General features: G+C 57.4%; 18 protein-coding genes. 8 read left to right on the forward strand and 10 right to left on the reverse strand.

Annotation, left to right across the window (positions count from 1 at the left end; genetic code table 11):
- Positions 1–329: 329 nt before the first annotated feature.
- Both AOQ71_RS43240 and AOQ71_RS15405 read left to right on the forward strand, forming a co-directional pair.
- Complete coding sequence (locus AOQ71_RS43240; protein WP_083514228.1) at positions 330–668, forward strand: H-NS histone family protein; 339 nt, start codon at positions 330–332, stop codon at positions 666–668.
- Positions 669–839: 171 nt separating this feature from the next.
- Positions 840–1,124 carry a hypothetical protein gene (locus tag AOQ71_RS15405; protein ID WP_057747526.1) on the forward strand — a complete coding sequence of 95 codons (285 nt, stop codon included), beginning with the start codon at positions 840–842 and terminating at the stop codon, positions 1,122–1,124.
- Between the two features lie 71 nt (positions 1,125–1,195).
- Here AOQ71_RS15405 and AOQ71_RS15410 read toward each other — a convergent pair whose 3' ends face one another.
- Both AOQ71_RS15410 and AOQ71_RS15415 read right to left on the reverse strand, forming a co-directional pair.
- Complete coding sequence (locus AOQ71_RS15410) at positions 1,196–2,158, reverse strand: UDP-glucuronic acid decarboxylase family protein (RefSeq protein ID WP_057747527.1); 963 nt, start codon at positions 2,156–2,158, stop codon at positions 1,196–1,198.
- Between the two features lie 348 nt (positions 2,159–2,506).
- A complete protein-coding gene (locus tag AOQ71_RS15415; RefSeq protein ID WP_057747528.1) occupies positions 2,507–2,773 on the reverse strand; it encodes a hypothetical protein in 267 nt (88 codons plus the stop codon).
- A 501-nt stretch (positions 2,774–3,274) separates the two neighbouring features.
- Here AOQ71_RS15415 and AOQ71_RS15420 point away from each other — a divergent pair.
- Positions 3,275–3,550, forward strand: coding sequence for a hypothetical protein (locus AOQ71_RS15420; RefSeq protein WP_057747529.1), 276 nt, complete (start codon positions 3,275–3,277; stop codon positions 3,548–3,550).
- Positions 3,551–3,575: 25 nt separating this feature from the next.
- Here AOQ71_RS15420 and AOQ71_RS15425 read toward each other — a convergent pair whose 3' ends face one another.
- Positions 3,576–4,313, reverse strand: a complete 738-nt coding sequence (locus AOQ71_RS15425; protein ID WP_057747530.1) for a metallophosphoesterase — start codon at positions 4,311–4,313, stop codon at positions 3,576–3,578.
- A 591-nt stretch (positions 4,314–4,904) separates the two neighbouring features.
- Between AOQ71_RS15425 and AOQ71_RS15430 the strand changes: the two genes are divergently transcribed.
- Complete coding sequence (locus AOQ71_RS15430) at positions 4,905–6,335, forward strand: undecaprenyl-phosphate glucose phosphotransferase (RefSeq protein ID WP_057747531.1); 1,431 nt, start codon at positions 4,905–4,907, stop codon at positions 6,333–6,335.
- Positions 6,336–7,182: 847 nt separating this feature from the next.
- Here the strand turns inward: AOQ71_RS15430 and AOQ71_RS15440 are convergent.
- From AOQ71_RS15440 to AOQ71_RS15465, 6 genes are all read right to left on the reverse strand, one after another.
- The gene (locus AOQ71_RS15440) at positions 7,183–7,638 is read right to left on the reverse strand and encodes a hypothetical protein (protein ID WP_157083520.1); all 456 of its coding nucleotides are present in this window, start codon (positions 7,636–7,638) and stop codon (positions 7,183–7,185) included.
- Between the two features lie 217 nt (positions 7,639–7,855).
- Entirely contained in the window at positions 7,856–9,142 is a 1,287-nt protein-coding gene (locus AOQ71_RS15445; RefSeq protein ID WP_157083521.1) for a hypothetical protein, read from the reverse strand.
- 274 nt (positions 9,143–9,416) lie between these two features.
- On the reverse strand, positions 9,417–10,058 hold the full coding sequence (locus tag AOQ71_RS15450; protein ID WP_057747535.1) for a hypothetical protein: 642 nt from the start codon (positions 10,056–10,058) through the stop codon (positions 9,417–9,419).
- Positions 10,059–10,126: 68 nt separating this feature from the next.
- Entirely contained in the window at positions 10,127–12,541 is a 2,415-nt protein-coding gene (locus tag AOQ71_RS15455) for a polysaccharide biosynthesis tyrosine autokinase (RefSeq protein ID WP_057747536.1), read from the reverse strand.
- Between the two features lie 650 nt (positions 12,542–13,191).
- The gene (locus AOQ71_RS15460; protein ID WP_057747537.1) at positions 13,192–14,175 is read right to left on the reverse strand and encodes an NAD-dependent epimerase/dehydratase family protein; all 984 of its coding nucleotides are present in this window, start codon (positions 14,173–14,175) and stop codon (positions 13,192–13,194) included.
- A gap of 391 nt (positions 14,176–14,566) precedes the next feature.
- Positions 14,567–14,845: a hypothetical protein gene (locus AOQ71_RS15465; protein WP_057747538.1), complete on the reverse strand. Its 279-nt coding sequence runs from the start codon at positions 14,843–14,845 to the stop codon at positions 14,567–14,569.
- Positions 14,846–15,283: 438 nt separating this feature from the next.
- On the opposite strand from AOQ71_RS15465, the gene AOQ71_RS15470 reads away from it, so the two are divergent.
- Positions 15,284–16,384: a glycosyltransferase family 2 protein gene (locus AOQ71_RS15470; protein ID WP_083514229.1), complete on the forward strand. Its 1,101-nt coding sequence runs from the start codon at positions 15,284–15,286 to the stop codon at positions 16,382–16,384.
- On the opposite strand, the gene AOQ71_RS15475 is transcribed toward AOQ71_RS15470, so the two are convergent.
- Positions 16,385–17,692 (reverse strand): hypothetical protein, encoded by a 1,308-nt coding sequence (locus tag AOQ71_RS15475; protein WP_157083522.1) that lies wholly within the window; start codon positions 17,690–17,692, stop codon positions 16,385–16,387. It abuts the gene before it with no gap.
- Positions 17,693–17,830: 138 nt separating this feature from the next.
- Here AOQ71_RS15475 and AOQ71_RS15485 point away from each other — a divergent pair, with 138 nt between their 5' ends.
- The 3 genes from AOQ71_RS15485 to AOQ71_RS15495 all read left to right on the forward strand — a co-directional run bounded on the left by AOQ71_RS15485 (position 17,831) and on the right by AOQ71_RS15495 (position 21,800).
- Entirely contained in the window at positions 17,831–19,024 is a 1,194-nt protein-coding gene (locus tag AOQ71_RS15485; RefSeq protein WP_083514230.1) for an acyltransferase family protein, read from the forward strand.
- Positions 18,975–20,519, forward strand: coding sequence for a glycoside hydrolase family 16 protein (locus tag AOQ71_RS15490; protein ID WP_083514231.1), 1,545 nt, complete (start codon positions 18,975–18,977; stop codon positions 20,517–20,519). Before AOQ71_RS15485 ends, AOQ71_RS15490 begins: the two co-directional genes overlap by 50 nt.
- Before the next feature lie 180 nt (positions 20,520–20,699).
- The gene (locus AOQ71_RS15495) at positions 20,700–21,800 is read left to right on the forward strand and encodes a glycosyltransferase family 61 protein (RefSeq protein WP_083514232.1); all 1,101 of its coding nucleotides are present in this window, start codon (positions 20,700–20,702) and stop codon (positions 21,798–21,800) included.
- Positions 21,801–21,810: the final 10 nt, after the last annotated feature.

Raw genomic sequence — 21,810 nt, forward strand, 5'->3', positions numbered from 1 at the left:
GTGACAGAGCCACGGAAATGCAGTGGCATCGCAGAAGCTCAGCAATATGGTGGTTGTATTCAAAACGAGAGTGCTGGCAAGATCATATTTAAAACGAAGACCTGCATCCATTTGAATTGCGCTGCTCGATGATCTGTTCAAGGACGCTCGGGCTGATCATTGCTGACGATTGAACCACGCGGCAGATGGACCAGCCTGTATTCGGCGGCGAAAACCCAGGTCCGATAATGATAATAATGTGGATTATATCGCCCAACTCTTGCCGGTCACCCGCAGTAGATTAGATTGCCGCTTGCGGCGCAAACACGGTGTCTTGCTTTGGGGGGGTCATGACAAGTGACGACTTTGGATCCATGTGCACAGATGATCTGTGGATTTTGTATCAAGAAATCACGGATGTGCTGGCTGAAAAGATAGTCGCCAAGAAAGCCGCATTAGAATTGCGCCTTTGTGAACTCGACACTGCCGAGAGGATGAGGGGTGTGCGAAAACGCCGCTCGTACCCGCCAGTTTTCGCCAAGTATCACAATCCAGATAATCTGGTGCAAAGTTGGTCAGGCCGTGGCAAGACACCTCTGTGGCTCAAAGCACAGCTTATGGCTGGAAATAGGCTGGAGGACTTCCTGATTGACCGTCCACGCGGCGAAGGCCGACGCAGGAGCGGATAAGGCCTCGTGCCTTCGCTCGTCATCCTCGCGCCTCGCGCCAAGCGGGGCCACGAGGGGCTGCTTGCTCGCGTATCAGCACTATCAACGGAGTCCCTCATTACTGCCGATGGTGCGCCCATCACTGTCCATTAGGACAGTAACGCCGGCATCAACATTCTCCGCTCAAGCAGCATGACCACGCACATCAACAAGGTCCATCACGTCACCACCCTCGCCAAGGTCGCCAAAGACCTCGGCGAAGATGAAGATTGGCTGTGGGACATCGCCAACGAGGTGGAGATCGAGGATGGCGTCATCTGGGTCTATGGCGTCGGAGAAGACGCTGCGGCCTACGCCAAACGGATACTCGAAGCGCGGCGCCGGCGAGAGTCAAATTGTCGATTAGTGGTGGCTTGGATCTCGCTCGAGCTACTGCGCGCCGTGGATTCGATTGCAGAGGTCATTTCAGATCAGTAGACAGCGGCCCGACTGCACGCTCACGTCCGGCATGCCAGCAGCGGACGAGAAGATGGAAGGCGCGAGCGGGCTCAGACCATTTCGAGCGAGTGCTTGAAATAGGCGATGGTCTCCTTCAGGCCGTCCTCGAGCGCCACCTTCGGCTCCCAGTTCAGGGCGACCTTGGCCTTGGTGAGGTCGGGCTGGCGCTGGCGCGGATCGTCCTGAGGCAAGGGGTTGAACTCCAGCCTTGAGCGCGATCCCGTGAGCTCGATGATCTTCTCGGCGAGCTCGCGGATGGTGAACTCGGAATTGTTGCCGAGGTTGATCGGGCCGGTGACGTCTTCGCCCGTCACCATTAGCCGCATGATCGCCTCGACGAGATCGTCGACATAGCAGAACGAGCGGGTCTGCCCGCCGTCGCCGAACACGCTGATCGGCTCGCCCTTCAGCGCCTGAACGATGAAGGACGATACCACGCGACCGTCATTGGGCTGCATACGCGGACCATAGGTGTTGAAGATGCGCGCGACCTTGATCGCCAGGCCGTGCTGGCGCCAATAGTCAAAGAACAACGTCTCCGCACAGCGCTTGCCCTCGTCGTAGCAGGAACGGATGCCGATCGGATTGACGTTGCCCCAGTAATCTTCCGTCTGGGGATGGATCAGCGGATCGCCGTAGACCTCGCTGGTCGAGGCTTGGAAGATACGCGCCTTCAGCCGCTTGGCGAGGCCGAGCATGTTGATGGCGCCGTGCACCGAGGTCTTGGTAGTCTGCACGGGGTCGCGCTGGTAGTGGATCGGCGAGGCCGGGCAGGCTAGGTTGAAGATCGCGTCGACCTCGATGTAGAGCGGGAAGGTGACGTCGTGCCTGACCGCCTCGAATAGGGGATTTGCGATCAAATGGGCAATGTTGCGCCGGCTGCCGGTGAAATAATTGTCCGCAGAAACTACCTCGGCGCCGGCATCGAGCAGTCGCTCGCAGATGTGCGATCCGATGAAGCCGGCGCCTCCGGTTACGAGGATGCGGCTGTTCTTGTAGCTTTCAAACGGCATGATCGGTTCCAGATTGTCCGCGCGGCGGGGCGGGCTGAGTGGTATCGGCAACAGCCGGACTCTCCAACAGCCAAGTGGCTTGGGTCGAGCTAATTAATTACTCTACTATGCATGCGGTTGTTTTCGTATTTTTACCAGCCGAGGCGCGCGGCGATGCGCGTCTAGTCTAGCCGGGGCCTTCCCCGCATGCGTACGCATAGCCCAACTTACGCAGTTGAAAAGCGCTCCGCGGCAGTCCCATCAGCGAAAAAGCTCGAGCTTGCAACGCAAACCGCCGCTGCTCGGTTGCCCCGATGTAGCGGCGGTCGTTGTTCGAGCGTGACTTGGCTTAGCTAATCACTCCGGTGCTTACCGAAACCAAAATGGCCACCAACCACGACGAGGGATCGGCTGGGCCTGTGCCTTCATGGCCTGGACCTCTTCGACGGGACGAAGCTGCGGGCCATAGACCGCGGGGGGATAGACGTCGTCCCAAAACACATAGCCGGTCTGGACGTAGGCCGCGCGATGGTGCGATGGGGCAAGCGCCAGTTCTGCGGCCGGAGCCATGGTTGTTGTCATGGCGATGCCCAGTACGGAAAGGGCAATCGACGGAACAAGGGCACGGAGGCTCATTGCATGGAATCCCTATTAAAATGAGACGGGCAATAATGCTACGGGTTCCGAAAGGTTGCAAGGGCGTCCGGTCGCACCAAATGCCGCGGACAATCGTTTTCGGGGCATGGAGTCCGTGCGCAGTCGTGATCGGCCGGACAGGTGTGCGGTGAAGATCGAGTCCGACGCTGCACACCAAAGATCTCACGTGATCAATTTTTCGGCGCCAGGAATCATGATGTCGACACACTACTCACTCTTGATGACTGTCAGATTCCTCAGGACGCGTTCAATGGTTTCTGCCTCTGTCTCCGCATCGTTCTTCTGCTCCGGGCTCGCCTTGGGATACGCATTGCGCGCCTGGCGTGTCCGACGGAAGGTGGCAAACTTGTTCCTCTCCGCCTCGCGTCCTTCAGCAAGACCTGCCCGGACATCGACTTTCGGACATACGCGACGGGCTTTCTAGCCTTCGTCCGGTCATGCTGTAGATGGGCATCGTATCACTTTAGAGGGGACGACGACATGAGCGAGCCAAAGAAGGATGCTCCGCGGCGCTACATCAAGGACGGTGCCGGCCAACGTGTTCTGGTCGGCCTGACGATTTCCGAGACAATCGAATTCGAGACTCTCGAGAGTGGGCAAGCCCGCCCGGGCGCTGACTTGCTCGCCGGTGAGCCTGGGATCCGTCAGCACAAGCATAACGAGCGTTGGCTCGAACTCTACGTCAAACACGAGCAGGCCTGGAGCAATTGGATGGCCGAGACCCGCACTCGGCTGACGCCTCACATGCTCAACTAGTCCATCGACTCGTTCGCATTCGATCTCACACCGCCAGCATTCTGCTTCCCTGGATGCTCATCAGAGTGAGATTGCCGGTAGCATAGGCGCCGGTGTCGATGTTGGCGCGGTTATATCGTACGTCGGCGCTGCGCACCGGCGTGTGACCGTGCACGACATATTTTCCAAAATGCTTTTTGCTCTCCAAGAACTCCTTACGAATCCACAAAAGATCGTTCTCTTGCTGTTCGGATAGCGCCACGCCGGGTCGAACGCCCGCATGCACAAAGAAGAAATCCCCGCACGTAAAGCTAAGCCGCAGATTGTCGAGGAATTCCAGATGCTCAGTCGGCATTGCGCGAATCAAATCGCGCAGGATCGACGTCGGCTCCTCGCGCTTCAAATCCGGCGGGGCGAGCCCGTAAGACATCAATGTCTGGGCCCCCCCGACCGCAATCCAGTCCGCGAACAGTGAAGGGTCTTCGAACACGCTCACCAGAAATGCCTCGTGATTACCCTTGAGGAAGACCGCATTGCCCCGGCGACTACGCTCGACCAGGATGTCGAGGGTGGCGCGCGTGTCCGGGCCGCGATCGATGTAATCGCCCATGAAAACCTCGATCGCATAGTGCGGGCGGCTGCGAGCCACGTCGGCGTCGATCACCCGCAACATCGGCTGCAGCAGATGCGCACAGCCGTGAATATCCGAGATCGCATAGATGCGAAGCCCGTCGGGCAAGCGCGGCTTGTGGATTGGCCGACGTGGTCGGGCGAAAGATATCATGGGGCAAAATCGATCAGGTGGTCGAGAAATTTCCCCAAGTCGCCGGCACCTGAGAACTCCCCATCTGATACGAACAATGCGCGGATGATGGAGTAGGTCCTCGTTCTCCGGCTTGATCACGCCAAAAGAAGGGCGGAACTTCTTGCCTACCCTTGCGACGGGTTCCACCAGTCCGTGGAAATTGCAGCGCTGAACTGCATAGCGCGGCAAAGATGCATGCCTCATTTCATGATGCATCCGCAGATTGAAATTCATCTGTATTCCCGCAAGTGACTCCTCGCGGCCTCGCGACAGGTGAGCGCCTCAAAGATGAGCGAAGACGCGCTCGCGTGACCGTTAAAGCACGCGGAGGATATGGAACTTGATTCAAAATGCGGCAGCGCGTCGCCGATATGTCAGCACCGTGACGAGATCTTCAGTGCGCGTCGAATTGTCGATGCGCATTTTGACGCGACACATCATTCGTGCATCGCAAAAGTTTTGCATGCAGCGCCACAATGTCGCTGCGATCACTTAACACCCTTCGTTTGGAAGCGGTAAATCTTCAGCATCACAATGACCGCCAGGCACTCTCCACACGTAGAGGATCGAATGGTTGTTGCCACTTATGGTTCTGACAGCACCTATGCCACGTCCTCCGCACGGGGCACGGCTCTTCAGAAGCCTTTTCAGCTCCTCGTCATCGCGGCCGACCTTTTGCTGATCTTGCTCTGCTACGCGCTGGCGTCGGAACTCTATAGCGTCGCCGCGCCGTCATCTGGAGACGGAGCGCCCATCGGCGCCGGACTGATCGTCAGCGCAGTGTTCGTTGCAATCGCCTATTTTCAGGGTGTGTATGCAACGCACCGTTTGCTTAGTCTGGTCTGGCAATTGCGCAAAGCGGTGATCATCTGGCTGGTGTCACTGACGATCCTTGCGGTCGCGGCGTTTCTATTGAAATCGTCGGACAATCTCTCCCGCGGCACGTTCCTCGTCTTCACCGGAATTGGCGGCCTTGGGTTGCTCAGCCTGCGCTTTGCGTGGCAATGGGTGCTCGGCACGAACTTTGCTAAGGGCCGATTGGTCGATCGCAAGGTTGCCTTGCTCAGCCTGAAGCCGCTTGATTTCACCTCGAGCCGTTTCAAGGACCTGCGCAAGAACGGATTCGACGTGGTTCGCCATTTCGTGCTTCCCGCTAACAACCATGGCGGCAGCTGGGAGAGGCAAATTCGCGATGTCATTCTCCAATCCCGTGCAGCGGATGTCGAGGAGTACCTGTTGGCGGTTGATTGGAATGAGCTGCCGTTGTTGCAGCAACTCGAACTGCACTTGCGCGCTGTACCACAGCCGATCCGTCTCTTGCCGGATAATTCGATCGCTGATTTGGTATCGCGCCCGTTTTTGCCGGTCAGCGGCACGGTGGCAATCGAGATTCAGCGACCACCGCTCAGCGTGTTTGAACGTCTCCAAAAGCGCTGCCTCGACATCGGTCTGGCGTTGTTTTCGCTAGTGGCCCTGGCGCCGGTGCTGATCACCGTCTCCATTCTGATCAAGCTGGAGTCGCCTGGGAGCGTGATCTTTCGACAGTCGCGCCGCGGCTTCAACGGCAAGCCGTTTGACATCTGGAAATTTCGCAGCATGTACGTGTGCGAGAATGGTAACTCGATTACTCAGGCAACCAAGAGGGACGCGCGCGTCACGAGGATTGGGCGCTTCCTGCGCATGACCAGCATTGACGAGTTGCCCCAGCTCTGGAACGTGCTGCGCGGCGACATGTCGTTGGTCGGACCACGCCCACATGCGCTTGCCCACGACAATTATTATGACGAGCTCATCAGCAATTACGTATACCGCCACCACATGAAGCCTGGCCTCACGGGCTGGGCTCAGGTTAACGGCTTCCGGGGCGAGACGCCGACCATCGATCTGATGGAAAAGCGGGTAGAATATGACGTTTGGTACGTAAGGAATTGGAGCATTTGGCTCGATCTGAAAATCATGGCGCGCACGGCGGCTACCGTCATTTCCCAGGAGGCGTACTAGGTCAGCGCGGGCGCCTTGGCGGGGCGCGGCGCGGACTCATTCATATGCGCCGAGCTAGATGTGGATTGACGCGAGAGCTCCTTTTGGAGCCTTTGAAGCAGGTCGTCGCGCTCATCACCAAGTTTTAGGCCTTATACCTACGCGTCCTGTTCCATAGCCGCACGATGACCTCCCGTATTGCGATCAGCCGGGGCATCAGGACGAAAAAGACTCCCGTCGCGAGTGATCCGAGAGCGTGGCGAAGGGAGAATGTTTCGTTGCTATCGAGCTGGTCTTGATTCTTTTCGATCGGGACCGGCGCAAGGATTGTTCCCGACCTGTTGAGCCGCGATCGCGACCCGCGGGGAGGAACCACGATGAGCACGAATAAAACGTTGAGCAGCAGCCAGATGCTTAATATGGCAAGTATCGTCATCCAGTCCCACCGAAATGCAGCAGTATGGGATCAAGTTAACCGTCGGAACCTCGGAAGGAAAGGGTGCGCAGCGCTGTTGCAGCGTCAGCTGGCTCCTTTCAGCCGACGAGTTCCCGAGATTGTCTCGATCACCCCACGACCGCCTTCGTCAATCCCCGCAAACATCGGCTACGACAATGACCGTCGTTTGTGGACTCCGCACCACTACGGTTGGCGCTGGACTTATGGATCGCGCGAGCGCTAGGTGAGTTCGCCGGCGGCGGGAACCGCCCCGTATAGCGCAAGAGAATTGATCGTGAAAAGAAAAACGCGCGGCAGCGCGCGCTTTTTCTGAACGATCGAAGATCTGTAACCTATGAACGAAGCGGTCAACTCCGGCATCACCCGGTGGCGATGGCTCCCCGCACTTCATCAGGAGTGTCCTGTCCGAATTCAACCGCGCAGTGTCGCCAGGAAGGACGGGTCGATCGATTCAACGGCATCCTCCAGGAAAGCTTTGCCCAGTTTTGATGCCCTCCGATAAGCGGACACGAGTGCCGATCTCGACCCAGATCGGCGTATCAGGATGAGCCGAATGTCATTGCGTACGAGGTCCTTGACATCGGGAAGGGCGAGTGGGTCGAAGTGCGCCACCATGTCGATCCGCACCGGCATCAATCGCGCGTCGTTTGGTGCGACGAAATATGCCATCTTCAGGGCCTCGACCACGACCGGATCGTGCGGGTCGCGCTGGACCTGAAGCAGCGCCAGCGCCATCCATAGTTCAGGATTGTAAGGAGAAGTCGACAGCGTCCGCCGGACCCGGTTGAGAGCGTCGGTATGCGCTATTGATCGTAGGATCGTGGGCCCTAGCTGACCGGACTCAATTTTCTGCAGCGCGCCGATCAAGGAATGATTGCTCTCCAGCTCCGATCCAAACGGCGAGCGCGTTCCCAACACTGAGGTCGCATCTCCAGTCCACCGCGCCCCAATCTCGGCCGCATCTGCGGGAAATGTTGTCCGCCCTAGCGCCGTCACGGCCGACGCAATGGTATAGCATCCGACCGTCACGGCCAAGGCCATCAAAAGAATGCGAAAGGAGCCCGATGAACTCATTGTCGATGCATTAGTTCAATATAAAGCTAGTATTGCGGTGCGCGGATGGCGCCGAGTGGTTGGCGCCACTGGTCCGTCCCACTGATTGTGCAAGTCCAACTCCAACCATCATCGCGACAATCGCTTGAATCGTGGGGTTTGAGAGGCTTGAGTCAAGAAAGCTCTCGCAGAGTACAACGACGACGCCGGCGGCCGCGGTGGCCGCGAAAAAGGAATCACGTCCTCGCCGGACGGCGCCGCGAAAGCTAACGAGGAAGAACTGGGCGGCGAACGCTGCCAGGAGGGCGCTCGGCAATCTTCCCGCCTCGACAGCCATCAAGACTGCGGTAGAGGGAGGGTCTGCCAGCGCAGCTCCGAACTCCTGATAGGCTCTCGAAGTCAACCTAAAGGTTCCGAGACCATTCCCCCACGTCGGTGCATCAGAGAGCAGGTGCCTTGCCGGCGCAACTGCTTCCGGGGGGAGGCTGACGAATCCAACGAGACCCAAGCCTCCGGATAGCGAGTGCGGCACAACCATCGCGCTCGCGATCGCTGCAAGGACCAAGAACAATAGAGCCGAGGGCCAAAAGCGAAATCCCAAGCGCCGGACAGCGGCTATGAACACGAGGACCATCAATCCGCAGCCAGTAACCGCCACCAATGTGTGTTGTTCGAGGGCCGCAAGTGCGGCGAAGGCTACGGCAATTCCTAACAGGCCGCAGAAAACGCCGACCCACAGTTGGGGGGAGGCCAGATTGTGGATGTTCTGCTGGTGCAGGTGGCGTTCGAGTGCCCGAGCGACCAGCGCGCCATTTGTCAATATCGCAAGAGCCGCAGCTGCCGGAAACAGATTCTTAGCTGCGCCGGACTGGGGAATGATTCCGGCGAATAAATCGAGCCGGCCGAGTAGGAACTCGACTGACATAAGGGTCGTCACTGCGCTCAATACGAACAGGATCGTTTCGGCCATACGGCGATCCCTTGTGATGATGACGGTCGACACCAGCAGCGACACATTGACCAGATAGAGGAACAGGCTTTGCAGCGTTGCGCCCGTATCAACGCTAATGCTTCCCTGCAGCGATGGCTGATTCAATGCGATCGAAGTCGCCGACCAGATCGGGTTCGCAAGCGAAGACATCGGAAAGATTTGCAACGTCATCCAGACGACCGGAAGCAAGAATATAATGAGAAACTGCTTCAGCAACTGCGCCGCAGACGCGATTTGCGCCTCCGGACCTCTTGTTGCCATTGCCATCATCAAGGCAGTAGCAAGTGAAATCACATGCTGTGCGAAGGAGCCACTTATGATGGCCAAGATCGGACTCGCGGCCAGCAATGTGATCAAAAGCCAGGAAGCGATAAGCAATCGGAGAACCGTGAGACGTGGAAGCGGGAATGGAGCGCAGCATTGCGCGAGTGAGACATTGATACGCGTCGCATAGCCGAGCACGCGACGCCACCGTCGTCTCGGTGATGGATGGCCGGATAGTTGCCACTATGACGCATCATCACAACGCGGCCTGTCAACTCGTCACATGCAGTCGATTTACGGGATTCGCCCGGCATGACAGTTTCCGTGACCAGCTAAACTATCGAGCATAACAGTACTGCGACAAGTAACGGAGAGCCGTCGCCAGTCCAGCCATCGGCACCGCGCCGCGGATCGCGCTCGGTGTAGTCCCGATTTCGACCGCAAGCTCGTTTGCGGTTTGCCAGTTGCTGGCAGCAAGCTTCGAGGCGTCGGCGGGTAGTAGGAGCGCCACGCCGCCCTGGATTACAGATGCCTGGAACTCTGCGCGCTTCTCTCCTGCCATGAGGGCTACGTTCGGTCGCGCCGAGCGGGACAGTGGCTCGAGTACAATGAGTACAATTTCGATGCCGCCCTTCCCGCATTGCAGGCTCAGACCAGCAAGGCGTGTATCCGACTTGGCACTATCGACGACATGCATCACTGAAATGGCATCGTCGCCGCCGTCTGGATTCTTGCTCTTCACTAGGCGCCATCCGCCCTCAAGCTGTGTCGATTGGCTGCCGGACTCGATCTGCTTGAATGCCTCTTCGTCGCAACGTCGACGCTGCTCGGCGCTGATGCCAGACCCGCAGTTCAGAATGCCCGGACGCACCGGCTCGGCTCGACCGGGAGTCGTCGTCATCAACAGACCGGTACCGAGCAGAACTGAGAGCGCCATGAGAAGCGCCGACCTGACATGCGCTAGCGCCAAATCATTCATGTTGTATCCAAGGGCCCTGTCAAAAATCGGGCAAGCGCTGCCCACCGGTCCGGATCAGGCATCTGACGTCAATCGACGTAACCATACCTCTTGTAGTATCGATTGCGATAGTAGGCTGCGCCGTACGTATCGTAGCGGCTCATCACCGACACGTTCACCTTGTTAAGAACCGCACCGAGCATCCGCTCGCGCACAACCGGCGTTTCGTCTAGCACGCGCTCGACGATATCGATTTTCGACTTCGCCCATTCGATGACAAGGATATAGGAATCAGCCAACCCCCTGGTCGCCCGAACGTCGACGACCGGCGCCAGCGGGCTAAGATCGAGAACGATGCGATCAAAGTGCTGCCGTAGTTGCTGGAACAGGTCTTCCATCTGTTGCGAGGCCAGAACGTCGCTCGAATTCGAGAAGCGGGATGTGATGGCACAAGGAAGAAAATGTAGATTCGTCTGCGGGTCTATCCAGACCACGTTCCTCCAGTCGGCTTGGCCGATGACGACATGGATCAAGCCATCCTGAGCAGCCGGTGTAAGCCTTGCGGTGAGGCTTGGGTTGCGGATGTCGCCATCGATCAGCAGCGTACGGCACCCGCTTTGCGCCAGGGTCTGCGCCAGCGCTTCGCTGACGGTTGACTTTCCCTCGTTCGGAAGTGCGGAGGTAATCCCCAGGACCTTGTTGGACCCTGCACCGAAATTTGCAAAATCGCTGGCTAGCTTGATTGACCGAAATCCCTCTGCGAAGCGTGAAAACGGGGCATTGATCACGTGCCGCCCGACGCTCTCCTTGGTTGAAAGCAGACGGTCGCGATGCGACTGCTGGTGGCTGAACCCGGGCGCGGACCCATGTAGTGGCAACGTCGTGCCAGATGCTCCGTATCTCGGCGGTGCCTGCTGCGGTTTGGGCTTGTCTCGTTTACCGAATCTCCAGGCGGCCTTGCCGGATTCAGCGGAAATCGCTTTGACGGCACCCTGCTCGATGACCGGAATCGAAGCGAGACAGCGGGTATCCACGAACTGCTCGACCTGCGAAACGGTGCGGAAGACGCGATCCATCAAATCAAGTAGAATTGCGACGAGAGCCGCGAGAATCGACCCACCCACGATCGCCGCAAGCAGAATGAGTGTCGTTCTTGGCGACGTCTTGTTGGGAAGAGTCGACGCGGCCTGACTGATCACCCTCGCTTCAGTAACGGGAAACGATTGCTGCTGAACCGAGACCATGTACAGTTGCAGAAAGTTGTCCGACAATGCGCGAGCGCTCTGAGCGTTGCTTTCCAGATCTCTCAGGACGATCTGGGCCTGGCTGGTATTATTCGAGACCGCGATCGTATCGTTCAAGCTCTTCTGGCTGGACTCCTCGCGCGCCTTAGCAATTTCAAGGTCACTCTTGTAGACCTCGGCCGTGCGTCGCAGTTCGTCAATGATCGAGCGTCGAATTTCTCGCATCTGGTTGCGTAAATTGACAACCGCCAGATGTGTCGATCCATACCGGTTCGACCAATCGGCCTGCTTGGCCGCGTACTCGAGATAGGTCTGGCGCAACTTGGTGATGACCGGGTTGGCCATCGTCTCGCTCACAGTTGCCAGTTCATTCAGAATGACCTTGGAATCTTCGCTGTCCGCATTCAATATCGTGGTGATGCGTTCGAGCTTAGCTTGTGCCTCCGCACGTTGGCTACGCGCAGTCGTCAACGAAGTATTGATTTCAGCGAGTTGCTGCTCGGTGAGCAGTCGCCCGCCGGCGTCGACGATGTTGTTCTTGGCCTTGAAATCCGCAACGGTGCGTTCGGCGGAGGACGCCTGCGACCGCAATTCCTTCAATCGGTCCTGCAGCCAGACCGCCGCCCGTCTCGAGGCCTGATATTTCGATTCCAACGAGTCCACGATATAGCCTTCGGCGACCGCGTTGGCGATCCGCGCTGCCAGGTCCTGCGATAATGCCTGAAAGGAGATCTCGATAACATAGCTCACGCCGACGCGCTTGATGCTGAGGCCGCTCGCAAAGCGAGCGAGTGCTGCGCGCAGTATTTGCTCTTCCGTGGGCGGGGTCGACTCGGAGAAAATTCTGGTAATCGCGTTACTGATGCTGCTGAGCAATCCGCCACCGTCGCTCATGAAGTCTGCCGACTCCGCAAGTTTCAGGTCCTTGATGACTTTGGAGGCGATCGCTTCGGACTTGAGAAGTTCGACCTGACTGTCGACCATCGCCGAGTCGATCGGGTTGTCTGCGCCGCTCGCGGGCGCTTGCGTCTGCAGGCCCTGCATCTTGCGGCTGTCGATCATCAGGATGGCCGTTCCGGTATATCGCTTCGGTGCCGTGAACACGTAAAAGCCGGCAAGGCAGATGCACAGGAGCAGCGTGAAAATCATTACTGGATACTGGCGGCTCACCAGCGCAAGCGCAGAGGAGATGGTCTGCTCCAGCGATGGAGCCTCCGGCGCGGTGGTTTCAATCTCGCGAGATGTGATCTTTTGAAGCATCCGGCCCGCCTACCTAAATCTCTGTGAATGCGGCATCAGGCTGGCCTTGCCGCCGCGCTGAATTCGTGAATTGCAAAGTACCACGTAGAAGTTGCACGTTGGTAGAATTCGACACGCCGGGTGATCGAGATCGCGGCGCTCGAGAGTTGAGCACTGGCATGAGGCCTCGGCGAGAACACCTAGCCGGATAGTTCGGCACGTTGTTGGTCAGACACGTTGTTGGTCAGAGAAGTGTCGGCAACGCTGCCGGGCCATGTCGGTGCCGCTCGCCGCAAAATCGTCATAATGCCATCTCCGTCAACTCCGCCAAAAAGCGACTTTCAAGATCGAGGCAATTTACGCCGCCTGAGAAGATCATTGTTCGCCCATGAATTGGGCAGGTTGCCCGAATCCCGCGTGCCGACCCGGTGGAACAGCGCCCGACCGGCCACGAATTCTGCGATGCAATATCGGCCTGAGTGTGACGGACAAGGATGGGGATCCAGCAGCTGCGGCAGGCGAGGCGAACCCGGTCTCAGGGTTACGACCGAATGAGGCGCCGGAATGCGAACGAGTCTGGTTTCGTCCGCTATGGTGGCGAGGGTCGGCTTTGAAGTTCCACCGGTGAATCTCCGATCTCCGGGCACTTGAATGATCAAGCCGACGAGACCTCAATCAAAATCCTTGATGGAGGATTCCCGATTCCAATCCACAAGCGAGCTTGCCAGATCGTAGTCGAACTTGAACCCGCTTGCGATCAGGTGCTTCGGCAGAATGTTCGTAGAAAACCACAACTTCTTGATGCGGTCACGATTGATGCCGGTCTTGATGCCGACAGCTTGCAGCACTTCGAATGGAAGCACGGCGAGATTCATGAGCCATACCGGAATCGTTATCGTCGGCTTTGGGTATTCGGCAGCTTCAGAGAAGGCGGAGCAAATCTCGCTGATGGTGTAACGGTGCTCATAGCAGAAATTGTAGATCGACAAACTGTCGTTGCGAGACGCCATGAAGAGCATCGACGAGACCAGGTCCTTCACGTAGCCGCACGACTTGATGGTGTCGGTTCGGCCGGGATAGATGAAGGCCCGCCTTTCGAGAAGCCTCGACAATCGCGTGAAATTGCCTCGCTCGTAGCGCCCATAGATAACTGCGGGGCGCACGATGGTGAGCCGCCTGTCCGGGTCCTCCGACTGCCATAGGCGATGGATTGCTTCGGCCGAGAGTTTGGAACGCCCATAAGCACTGACGGGGACTGGCGTCGCATCTTCGGTAAGTGGGGTTTCCGTCGGACCGTAGACCGATATCGAGCTGGTAAAGATGACGTTCCGGCTGCCAGTGTCTCTCGCAAATCGGCAGACGTGCACCGCACCCAGCACGTTTGTATAATAATAGTCGCCGTCCGGATGACCCGGGGTGACATGGATCGCGGCGAGGTTGAAGATATCGGCAGGCACCCCGCCACCGAGTTTCGGGTCGATTGGCTCACGGACATCATGATGGATATATTCGATGCCTTCGACGTGCGCCCTGGGCTTCGCGATATCCACTGAGACGATTCGGTCGTAGCGGCCGGAAGCGAGCATTCGCGTCATCAGATGTGTACCGATGAAGCCTGCGCCTCCAAATACAATAGCCTGGGTGGGATGGGACATGTGCGCGAGGTCAACGTGAGTGAATGTGCTGAATCAACTGCGACGAACTTTGGTTCAAGGCTTGCTGACGATGGAGCGCGCGCATTGGAAAACTGCACGACCGCCGTTGCAAGAGTTGTGCCTGTACAGTCCAGCATCGCTTGACACGCGGTACGCCCGCTCGCGACCACGAGCGCTTTCGCTGCTGGATATCAATGAAGCGAGCAAATCGGGGCAGCAATTGGTTAGTCGTGCGCTTTTGATGCGGCGATAACAAGATCATTAGAGGCAGCGCGTGTGAACGCGGAAACTTCAGTTCCATCTTGGCGATCCCGAATGCGGCGGCGTTGGTTCAAGCGGCAACGCGCACATTTCTTGCGTACAACCAGGGGTTCTAGTCTGAATCGACGACTCAATAGAGCTCGCGATACTCAAATTGAAAGTTCGTTGATCCGGCCGCAATCCCCAATAGTCTCTGCAGTTTCTGGTAGCCTTCGAGCGGAACGACAATGCAGTCGGAACTTCCCGCGTAGCAAACCCGAACCCTGATCGACTGACCGCAAATGTTTTGAACCAGCACGATCTGCTCGATGATCTTGGGATTGTTGGCTTGGGGGTGCGTCAACGGATTGACCGATATGCAAAGCTTCCCGTCCACTGTCGTGTGATTTGGAGCGAAAGTACCTTCCATAGGTCGAATCGAACTCGAAGGCCGAGTGGAAATGCCGGAGCCGCCATACATCGGAGGAGATGTGCGACCGAAGCCGGAAATTTGAGCATTTGCCATCGTTGCGAGGAGCGATGAAGCGATAGCTACACATATCGCCGCATAACCGTCTGAGCGCCTAGATCGGTTATCATGTATCTTCACTGCTCTGCACATCCATGAGTTGGGACCAACTCCCGAAGAAGCCGCGATTGTCGGCGGCAGCATAGATTTGCAGTTGCGGCAACAGAATGACAGGCAAAATGGTTCCCGGATTGCAGGAGGAATCGTGCCTCTTCCTTGCGCTTGAAAACACGTGCTAGAGGCTGCACCTTCCTGGATTGGGTGTCTGACGTCCGTCCACGGTGATGTTCTGTCGGCGGTCATGCGACGTACTTACAACGCGAGTATTCTGAGCGGCGAATGTTGAAGAAGATACCAGGACATGCTGAGTTGCAGGAAGTCGAACTGGCGACCCTGCCGCGCCTCTCGGTCGTCATTCCGAACCACAATTACGCAGCTTACGTGGGATCCGCGATCCGCAGCGCGCTGGACATACGATGGCCAAACATCGAAGTGATCGTCGTCGATGACGGGTCGACGGACCATTCACTTGACGTCATCAACGAATTTGCAGACGAAGTCACAATCATCAGCCAGGCGAACGCCGGGCAGATGATATCCTGTGTGAACGGCTTTCGCAGGTCGTCCGGCGATATCATCATATTTCTCGACTCGGACGATGCCCTGCATCCTGATGTGATGACGGAGATCGTATCCGTTTGGTCCAAAGCCGCGAGCAAATATCAGTTTCAGATGCGTGTGATCGATGCCGAGGGGAAGCCGACCGGAAATGTCCTGCCGCAGTACTTCTCCTGTCCGTCCTCGGAGGACGTCCGCAAATGGATGGCAACAACCGGCGCTTATCCGACGCCGCCCGGGTCAGGAAACGCCTACCCGAAATGGTTTGTCGAGCGTGTCTTCGGCTTTGAGTCCGACTTCATTGATCGAGCTCCGGACAGTTATCTTTTGGCGGCCGCTCCTGCATGTGGCGAGATCGTGACGATCACCAAACCGTTGGCGGACTATCGCGTGCACGGCCTCAATCACGGGGCTTTCCTTCAACTCGACGATACCCGCTTTGCAAGAGAGATCGACCTCACGCGGAGGCGGTACAAGTTCTTTTCCGAGATCGCGCGCACGGAAAAGCTGCCGGTTGCGCCCGATGCGCTCAAGAGCAATTTGCTATTTCTTTGTTTGCGGATAGCGTCGTTCAAGCTGCGGCCGGACCTTCATCCAATCGCGGCGGATAGTTCATTGAGCATCGCTGTCGATGCGCTTGGAGCGGCAGCGTCGCCGCAAGGTTTCTCAAGATCGCAGCGCATATCGCTGCTGGCCTGGATCTTCTGCATCCTGATCAGTCCGCAGTACTTCCGTCGTGCCCTGGTGAGTTTGCGCTACGTGCCGGCCCAGCGGCCGAAATGGTTGCGCGCGTTACTCGGCCGACTCCGGATCATTCGATGATCAGGGCAGGGCTGGGACACTTCGGGCAGACGCAGCTTTGGGACGGATCGACCTCAGGCCGGCGCCGCCTGGCGGCTGCGACCATACGCACAGCATTGCCATCATGATCAGGAATGGAGCCATCGCGAGGTTGCCGCCGCCGAGCTGATAGCAGGCCAGCATTGTTAATGCGAGCATCGAGTTGTCTTTCCTGAATATCGAGAGGACGAGATAGAACAGGAAAATCAGTAGCCCGATAATTCCGTAATCCGCGACGAGCTTGAGAACGGGATTTCCGCTGCCGCCAAAGTAGGCGGGCGACCGTTCCAACCCGCCGGGCCCGGAGCCGATAAGCACTCTGTCGGTCTGAAAGAGATAGTCCCAGGTCTGTAGTTGTGCAACGTAGCGAGCATAGCCGCTCGACTTGGTTGAACTGAATTCATCAAGCCTACTAACGATGGGATCAAAAGGTTCCGGTGCAACGAGATACGTTGTGCCGATCACCAAGGCAACGGCCGCCCCGATGGCGATAACGCGCAGTGATTTGAGCGGAGCAATCAGGGGATAGGCACCGAGGGACACGACGAGCACCAGGAGGCCCGATCCGGACCGAGTGAGCACGTACGAGATGGCATATAGCGGAAGATAGGCAAGTCGCCGCAAAATGAACACATCGACGATCACACCTATAGCGAGCAATTGGGATAGTGCTCCTGGCTCCATCGGGAAAAACCCGTTCGCGCGCCGATTCAAAGACCCATAAAATTCCACCGCATTTTGATTGTAGGCGGACTCGACGAGGACCGGATCGAGCGCCGGGATTGCATCCTTGAACGAGAAGATGCGTATTCCGCCGAATTGAAGAACGATCTGGACGATTGCCAGAACGGCGCACAGGCGAACATAGAACAGGAAGACGGGAAGGACCGCCTCGTTCGAGAAGCTCGTCGAGGGTCCGAACAGGAAGATCGAATTCGTGACAAGAACCATCGCAAGTGATGCCGCACTGGTCTCGACACCGCGATCGGGAGATTCGGCTGCGGCGACCGCGCTGAAGAGAAACCAGACGACGACGAGTCCGAATGCGAGAGTCTGCGGCCCGCGAATGCTCACCAGACCAACCCACCATCCCCACGCGACGAGCGCGAAGAATCCGAACAGCGAAAAGAAGATCTGTCCGGTTCCGATGAGGAGTCCGAAGCGCTGCATGCAAATGCACAGAATGAAGGCGATATGCGCGAAAATGACGCTGTTGGTCTCGTCGCTTGACGCTGCTGCAGGGCGCTTGTTAGACGAGGTTCTGGCTGGGAATGTGTCGAGGCTCACCATGTTAGGACTCGTCGATTACTGCTTCTTGGCGCCTCGGTTGGCGGGTACGTCTGAGCGCAGGGCAACGATCGCGGTCGATCTTGGTCTCGCTCGTGAGGCTATTCACCCTCTATACTTGAGCCTGTAGTGACTTCCCACATGGAACACGACACGAGCGCAAGATTTAACCCTTACGTTCATGGTGCCAGAGGTTTGTTTTGCCTCATGGTATTCGTCTATCACGTCGTTCATTCCGGACTACCCACGTTCGATCTGTCTGCCAGGGGCCTGTTGGGAGAAGCGCTGCAGACCGGAAAATTCGGTGTCGAGTTCTTCTTCGGAATCAGTGGAATCGTGATTCTGCCAAGCCTCTATCGGGCATCCTCGGTCGTGACCTTTATTCTTGATCGCTATGCGAGGATTCTTCCTGTGCTCTGGGCGACCGTGTTCGCAATCGCGATTTTTGGCTGGCTTTCAGGAAAGGGTCCAAGTCTGCTGCTGGTTGGTGCAAATCTATTGGCGCCGCCTCCATTTATTGACATCATCCCCATCAATCCCGCCGCGTGGTCGCTCGGATACGAATTCCTGTTCTATGCAGTATGTGCTGTCGTTTTCCTGACCAGCGGCGTCAGTCGGCCGCTGGCCCTGGCATTAGCCGTCAGTTCGCTAATCTTGCTCGTGTACTATCCCCGCGCGCTCCTGATGATTGGTGGCGTGCTCATCGCCGAGAAGTACCTATCGTCGACCTTGTTGCAATCCCTGGCGAAGTACCCGGCGATCTTCTTCGTGCTGTTCCTCACGGTCTGGAGAGGCCTAGAGCTTGCCAGCGCAACAGACTACGTTGGCTTTGTCACGCCAGCATATTTGTCATTCCATGACTGGATCTCTGCTTTTCCATTTGTTGTTCTAGGTGGCGTCTTCGGGACTATTTTCCTACTGGGCATGTCCCGAGGAAACGGTCTGTTCGGAAGAATGTTGCGTTGGCAGGTGATGCAGTGGCTGGGAACGGTCAGCTTCAGTTTTTATCTCTGGCCGCCGATCGTCATGGCCGGGGTCAAGCTGATCATGTATCGAACGGGCATGGTCGATGCATTGGGGAGCGGATCGCAGCTGTTTTTCCTCCTGGTCTCGCTTCCGCCGTCGCTTATCGTTGCAACGATCAGCCATCGCGTCCTTGAAGTGAAGGTGACGGGACAGATTCGAAAACGGCTCGATAGGGCTTCGAAAGCGAAACCGGCCGTCCGGCCGATCATTCAAGCACTCAACGGCCCTCAGGGAGGGAACCTGATCGAGGAACAGTCAAATGTTCTTGATTGTTCGACCAGTCAGCGCCCCAAAACGATCGCAAGTTGATTGTCTATTCGGGAAAAAGCCGCAGAGCCGTGCGCTTGATTGTGCCGGCTTGCGACGTGGCAGCGTCACCGTTGCCATCGTCTTTGCGCATTGGACCGGCACAGCGTTTCCCGGCCGGGCTAACAGCCGAACCGAAAGGACCTCGTTGATGATCGCAGCCGTGCGCAGGCAAGTCCTTTGTGTCGCCTCGATAATCGTTGCACTCGGATCCGCAACGCCGGCCTGGTGCGCTGGCTGGGAGCTGGTCTTTTCGGATGAGTTCAATGGCGACAAGCTTGATCGAACCAAATGGGCTACCCGATACATCTACAACAACGAAACGATGGATCGTTTCAACGATGAAAAGCAGCGCTACCGCGACAACCACGTGGTGTCCGAAGGTGTGCTGAATCTTACTGCAAAAAAGAATGAGGGGGCGGACACCTTCGATTCCGCGATGATCCGCAGCCATCAGACATTCTACTATGGCTACTACGAAGCGCGGGTCTTTCTTCCGAATGCGCGGGGATCGTGGCCGGCATTCTGGCTCGAAGCCGATTACGACATCGATGGAAAGTTCTGGCATCCGCCGGAGATCGACATTTTCGAGTACGTCATCAATGGCGTGGAAGACAAGCCGAACATGCTGCACTCGAATGCCATGAGTAAAGATAAGTGGACGCCGCAGTCCTACACGTATCTGGACAGCTCGTTCGTGCTCAGGTTTCAGGATATGGTCAGCAAGGAGGATCTGAACAAGGACTGGCATATTGCTGGCTTCGTTTGGGCGCCTGACCGCATTTCGTTCTTCTGGGACGGCCGTCTCGTCTACACGCGCATGTATCAGTGGCTCAGGAAGGACGGCCAGTTGGGGCCGCCGGCGCACATCGATCTCAATTTCGCCATCGGCGGAGCAGCCTGGGCCGGCCGGCACGGGATCGATGACGCGGCTTTTCCGCAGACGTTCAAGATCGACTACGTTCGCGTCTGCCAGTTCACGTCCTCTGAGCGGGGAAGCCGAAAATGCGGCCCGAGCGACGTGACGCCGGATCCGAATGAATTTGGATATAGGGCGGCGCTCAACGACATGCCGAAGCCGACATTCCTTAACGTTACGAATGTGGTAGCGGATAAGAAGCCGGATGCGGGGGTATTGTCACTGAGCACAACCGATCCGCTCAAGATCGAAATTCCGATCAAGATTCCGAACGACTATCCGACAAATCGAACGCTTCATGCCTACGTCTTCGATGAAACAACCGGCGTCATGGTCGCATCGGCAAAGAAGCCGCTGCAACAGGTCTCTCGCAAGGAAGGGGAAGATGGCGTCAGCGTGATCGAATTTGCGCTGCCGGCCGTGCCGCGTGAAGGGAACTATCTGCTGGGCAGCAAACTGACGGCTGAAGTCGCCGGCGAGGTCGGCCCCAAAGAAGTCCCAGTTGCTTGCGACACCACGGTGATCCAACCAAAAAAAGCCAGATCTTGCCGTCTATTGTCGCTGCATGTGCGCCGCTGATCGGAGGGGTGCATCCAAAGGTGGCATCAAGCTCCGTCTGATCTGGATCAAGCCGAGTACCGCTGATTGCGATCGGCACGCTGTCCGAAGGTCGGTCTGAATTTTGCTTTGGCCGTGGCAGGTGAGCCGTCATGCGGGCTTGCCTGCCACGGTCAGTGTCTCTTGCAATGGTAGTCGTCCATGAACTCAAAGGTTCGCGCCGTCAGGCAAATCCTCCGTGGTGCATTGCGCGGCAGCCCGAGCCGGCTTTGTGATCATCGCACGTGGCGAAGTGAACATCCGCATACTTGGCTGACTGCCGTCGAGGAAGAGGTACTGGCGCGGAAGGCGCCGGTTCGATTCGGCAGCCGCGACGCAGGTTTCGGTGAAAGCGTTGACAACAGAATGCCCGAGCTAGGCATTCTCCGCCTGGACAAGGCCCGCATCCTCGGTCCCGACGGCTGGCTCGTGACGGAGGATGGAACGCTGCTTTACGAGAGCACCTGGTACGGATCGTCGTTCTCGCGCCATCCGCGATCAATTGCCTACGGGACGCCGCTGCCGCTAAGCGGCACCTGTCTCTCGCTGGCGAGTGATTTCGCCGGAGGAAACTATGGGCACTTCCTGCTCGACTGCCTGGGACGCTTGGCGCTATTTCAGAAAAGTGGCCTGTCGCTCGATCATGTCGATTGGGTCTATTTGCCCAAGCCTGCGTCCGAAACGGCAGCCAAACTCGTTCGCCGGCTTGGAATTCCAATGCACAAGTGCGTGTGGGCAGCCCAGGAGGATATCCAGGCCGACCTCGTAATCGGCACTTCGTTTCCAGGCTTGCGACGGAACTATGCGCGATGGCTTACGGAGTTCTTCCGCTTACAGGTAGCCAAGTCGCCGCTTCGTCACGACAGGCGCGTATACGTTCCGCGCAAAGGACAAAGGAAGATTGCCAACGAAGAAGAGCTGATGCCTGCACTGAAAAAGTTCGGCTTCGAGATCTACGACTTTGATGACGTTGAGGATGAAGCGGCGTTTTTCTCGGAATGCTCGATTGTCGTTGGCCCACATGGTGCGGGGCTGACCAATCTCGTATTCTGCTCGCCTGGAACGAAAGTCCTGGAGCTGATCCCTTCAGACCACGTTCATCCCTACTACTACACGATCGCAACGTCCGCCGGCGCGGACTATTCTTACATCGTGGGGGATAGCCACGGAACGCGCCCGCAGGGAGCGTTTGGGCCCAGTCCATTCGATTTCGAGGTTGCGCCTGACATCTTCGAGCGCGCACTGGAGGCCATCTGTCAATGAACGAGCATTG

The organism is Bradyrhizobium manausense, from assembly GCF_001440035.1.
GTDB classification, from domain to species: domain Bacteria; phylum Pseudomonadota; class Alphaproteobacteria; order Rhizobiales; family Xanthobacteraceae; genus Bradyrhizobium; species Bradyrhizobium manausense.

Coding starts and splice junctions, on each gene's coding strand:
- AOQ71_RS15450 (WP_057747535.1), bottom strand. CDS start 10,058: ATGAATGATTTGGCGCTAGCGCATGTCAGGTCGGCGCTTCTCATGGCG.
- AOQ71_RS15485 (WP_083514230.1), top strand. CDS start 17,831: ATGGAACACGACACGAGCGCAAGATTTAACCCTTACGTTCATGGTGCC.
- AOQ71_RS15415 (WP_057747528.1), bottom strand. CDS start 2,773: ATGAGCCTCCGTGCCCTTGTTCCGTCGATTGCCCTTTCCGTACTGGGC.
- AOQ71_RS15410 (WP_057747527.1), bottom strand. CDS start 2,158: ATGCCGTTTGAAAGCTACAAGAACAGCCGCATCCTCGTAACCGGAGGC.
- AOQ71_RS15405 (WP_057747526.1), top strand. CDS start 840: ATGACCACGCACATCAACAAGGTCCATCACGTCACCACCCTCGCCAAG.
- AOQ71_RS15495 (WP_083514232.1), top strand. CDS start 20,700: ATGAACTCAAAGGTTCGCGCCGTCAGGCAAATCCTCCGTGGTGCATTG.
- AOQ71_RS15455 (WP_057747536.1), bottom strand. CDS start 12,541: ATGCTTCAAAAGATCACATCTCGCGAGATTGAAACCACCGCGCCGGAG.
- AOQ71_RS15425 (WP_057747530.1), bottom strand. CDS start 4,313: ATGATATCTTTCGCCCGACCACGTCGGCCAATCCACAAGCCGCGCTTG.
- AOQ71_RS15475 (WP_157083522.1), bottom strand. CDS start 17,692: ATGGTGAGCCTCGACACATTCCCAGCCAGAACCTCGTCTAACAAGCGC.
- AOQ71_RS15430 (WP_057747531.1), top strand. CDS start 4,905: ATGGTTGTTGCCACTTATGGTTCTGACAGCACCTATGCCACGTCCTCC.
- AOQ71_RS15460 (WP_057747537.1), bottom strand. CDS start 14,175: ATGTCCCATCCCACCCAGGCTATTGTATTTGGAGGCGCAGGCTTCATC.
- AOQ71_RS15420 (WP_057747529.1), top strand. CDS start 3,275: ATGAGCGAGCCAAAGAAGGATGCTCCGCGGCGCTACATCAAGGACGGT.
- AOQ71_RS15465 (WP_057747538.1), bottom strand. CDS start 14,845: ATGGAAGGTACTTTCGCTCCAAATCACACGACAGTGGACGGGAAGCTT.
- AOQ71_RS15470 (WP_083514229.1), top strand. CDS start 15,284: ATGTTGAAGAAGATACCAGGACATGCTGAGTTGCAGGAAGTCGAACTG.
- AOQ71_RS15490 (WP_083514231.1), top strand. CDS start 18,975: ATGTTCTTGATTGTTCGACCAGTCAGCGCCCCAAAACGATCGCAAGTT.
- AOQ71_RS43240 (WP_083514228.1), top strand. CDS start 330: ATGACAAGTGACGACTTTGGATCCATGTGCACAGATGATCTGTGGATT.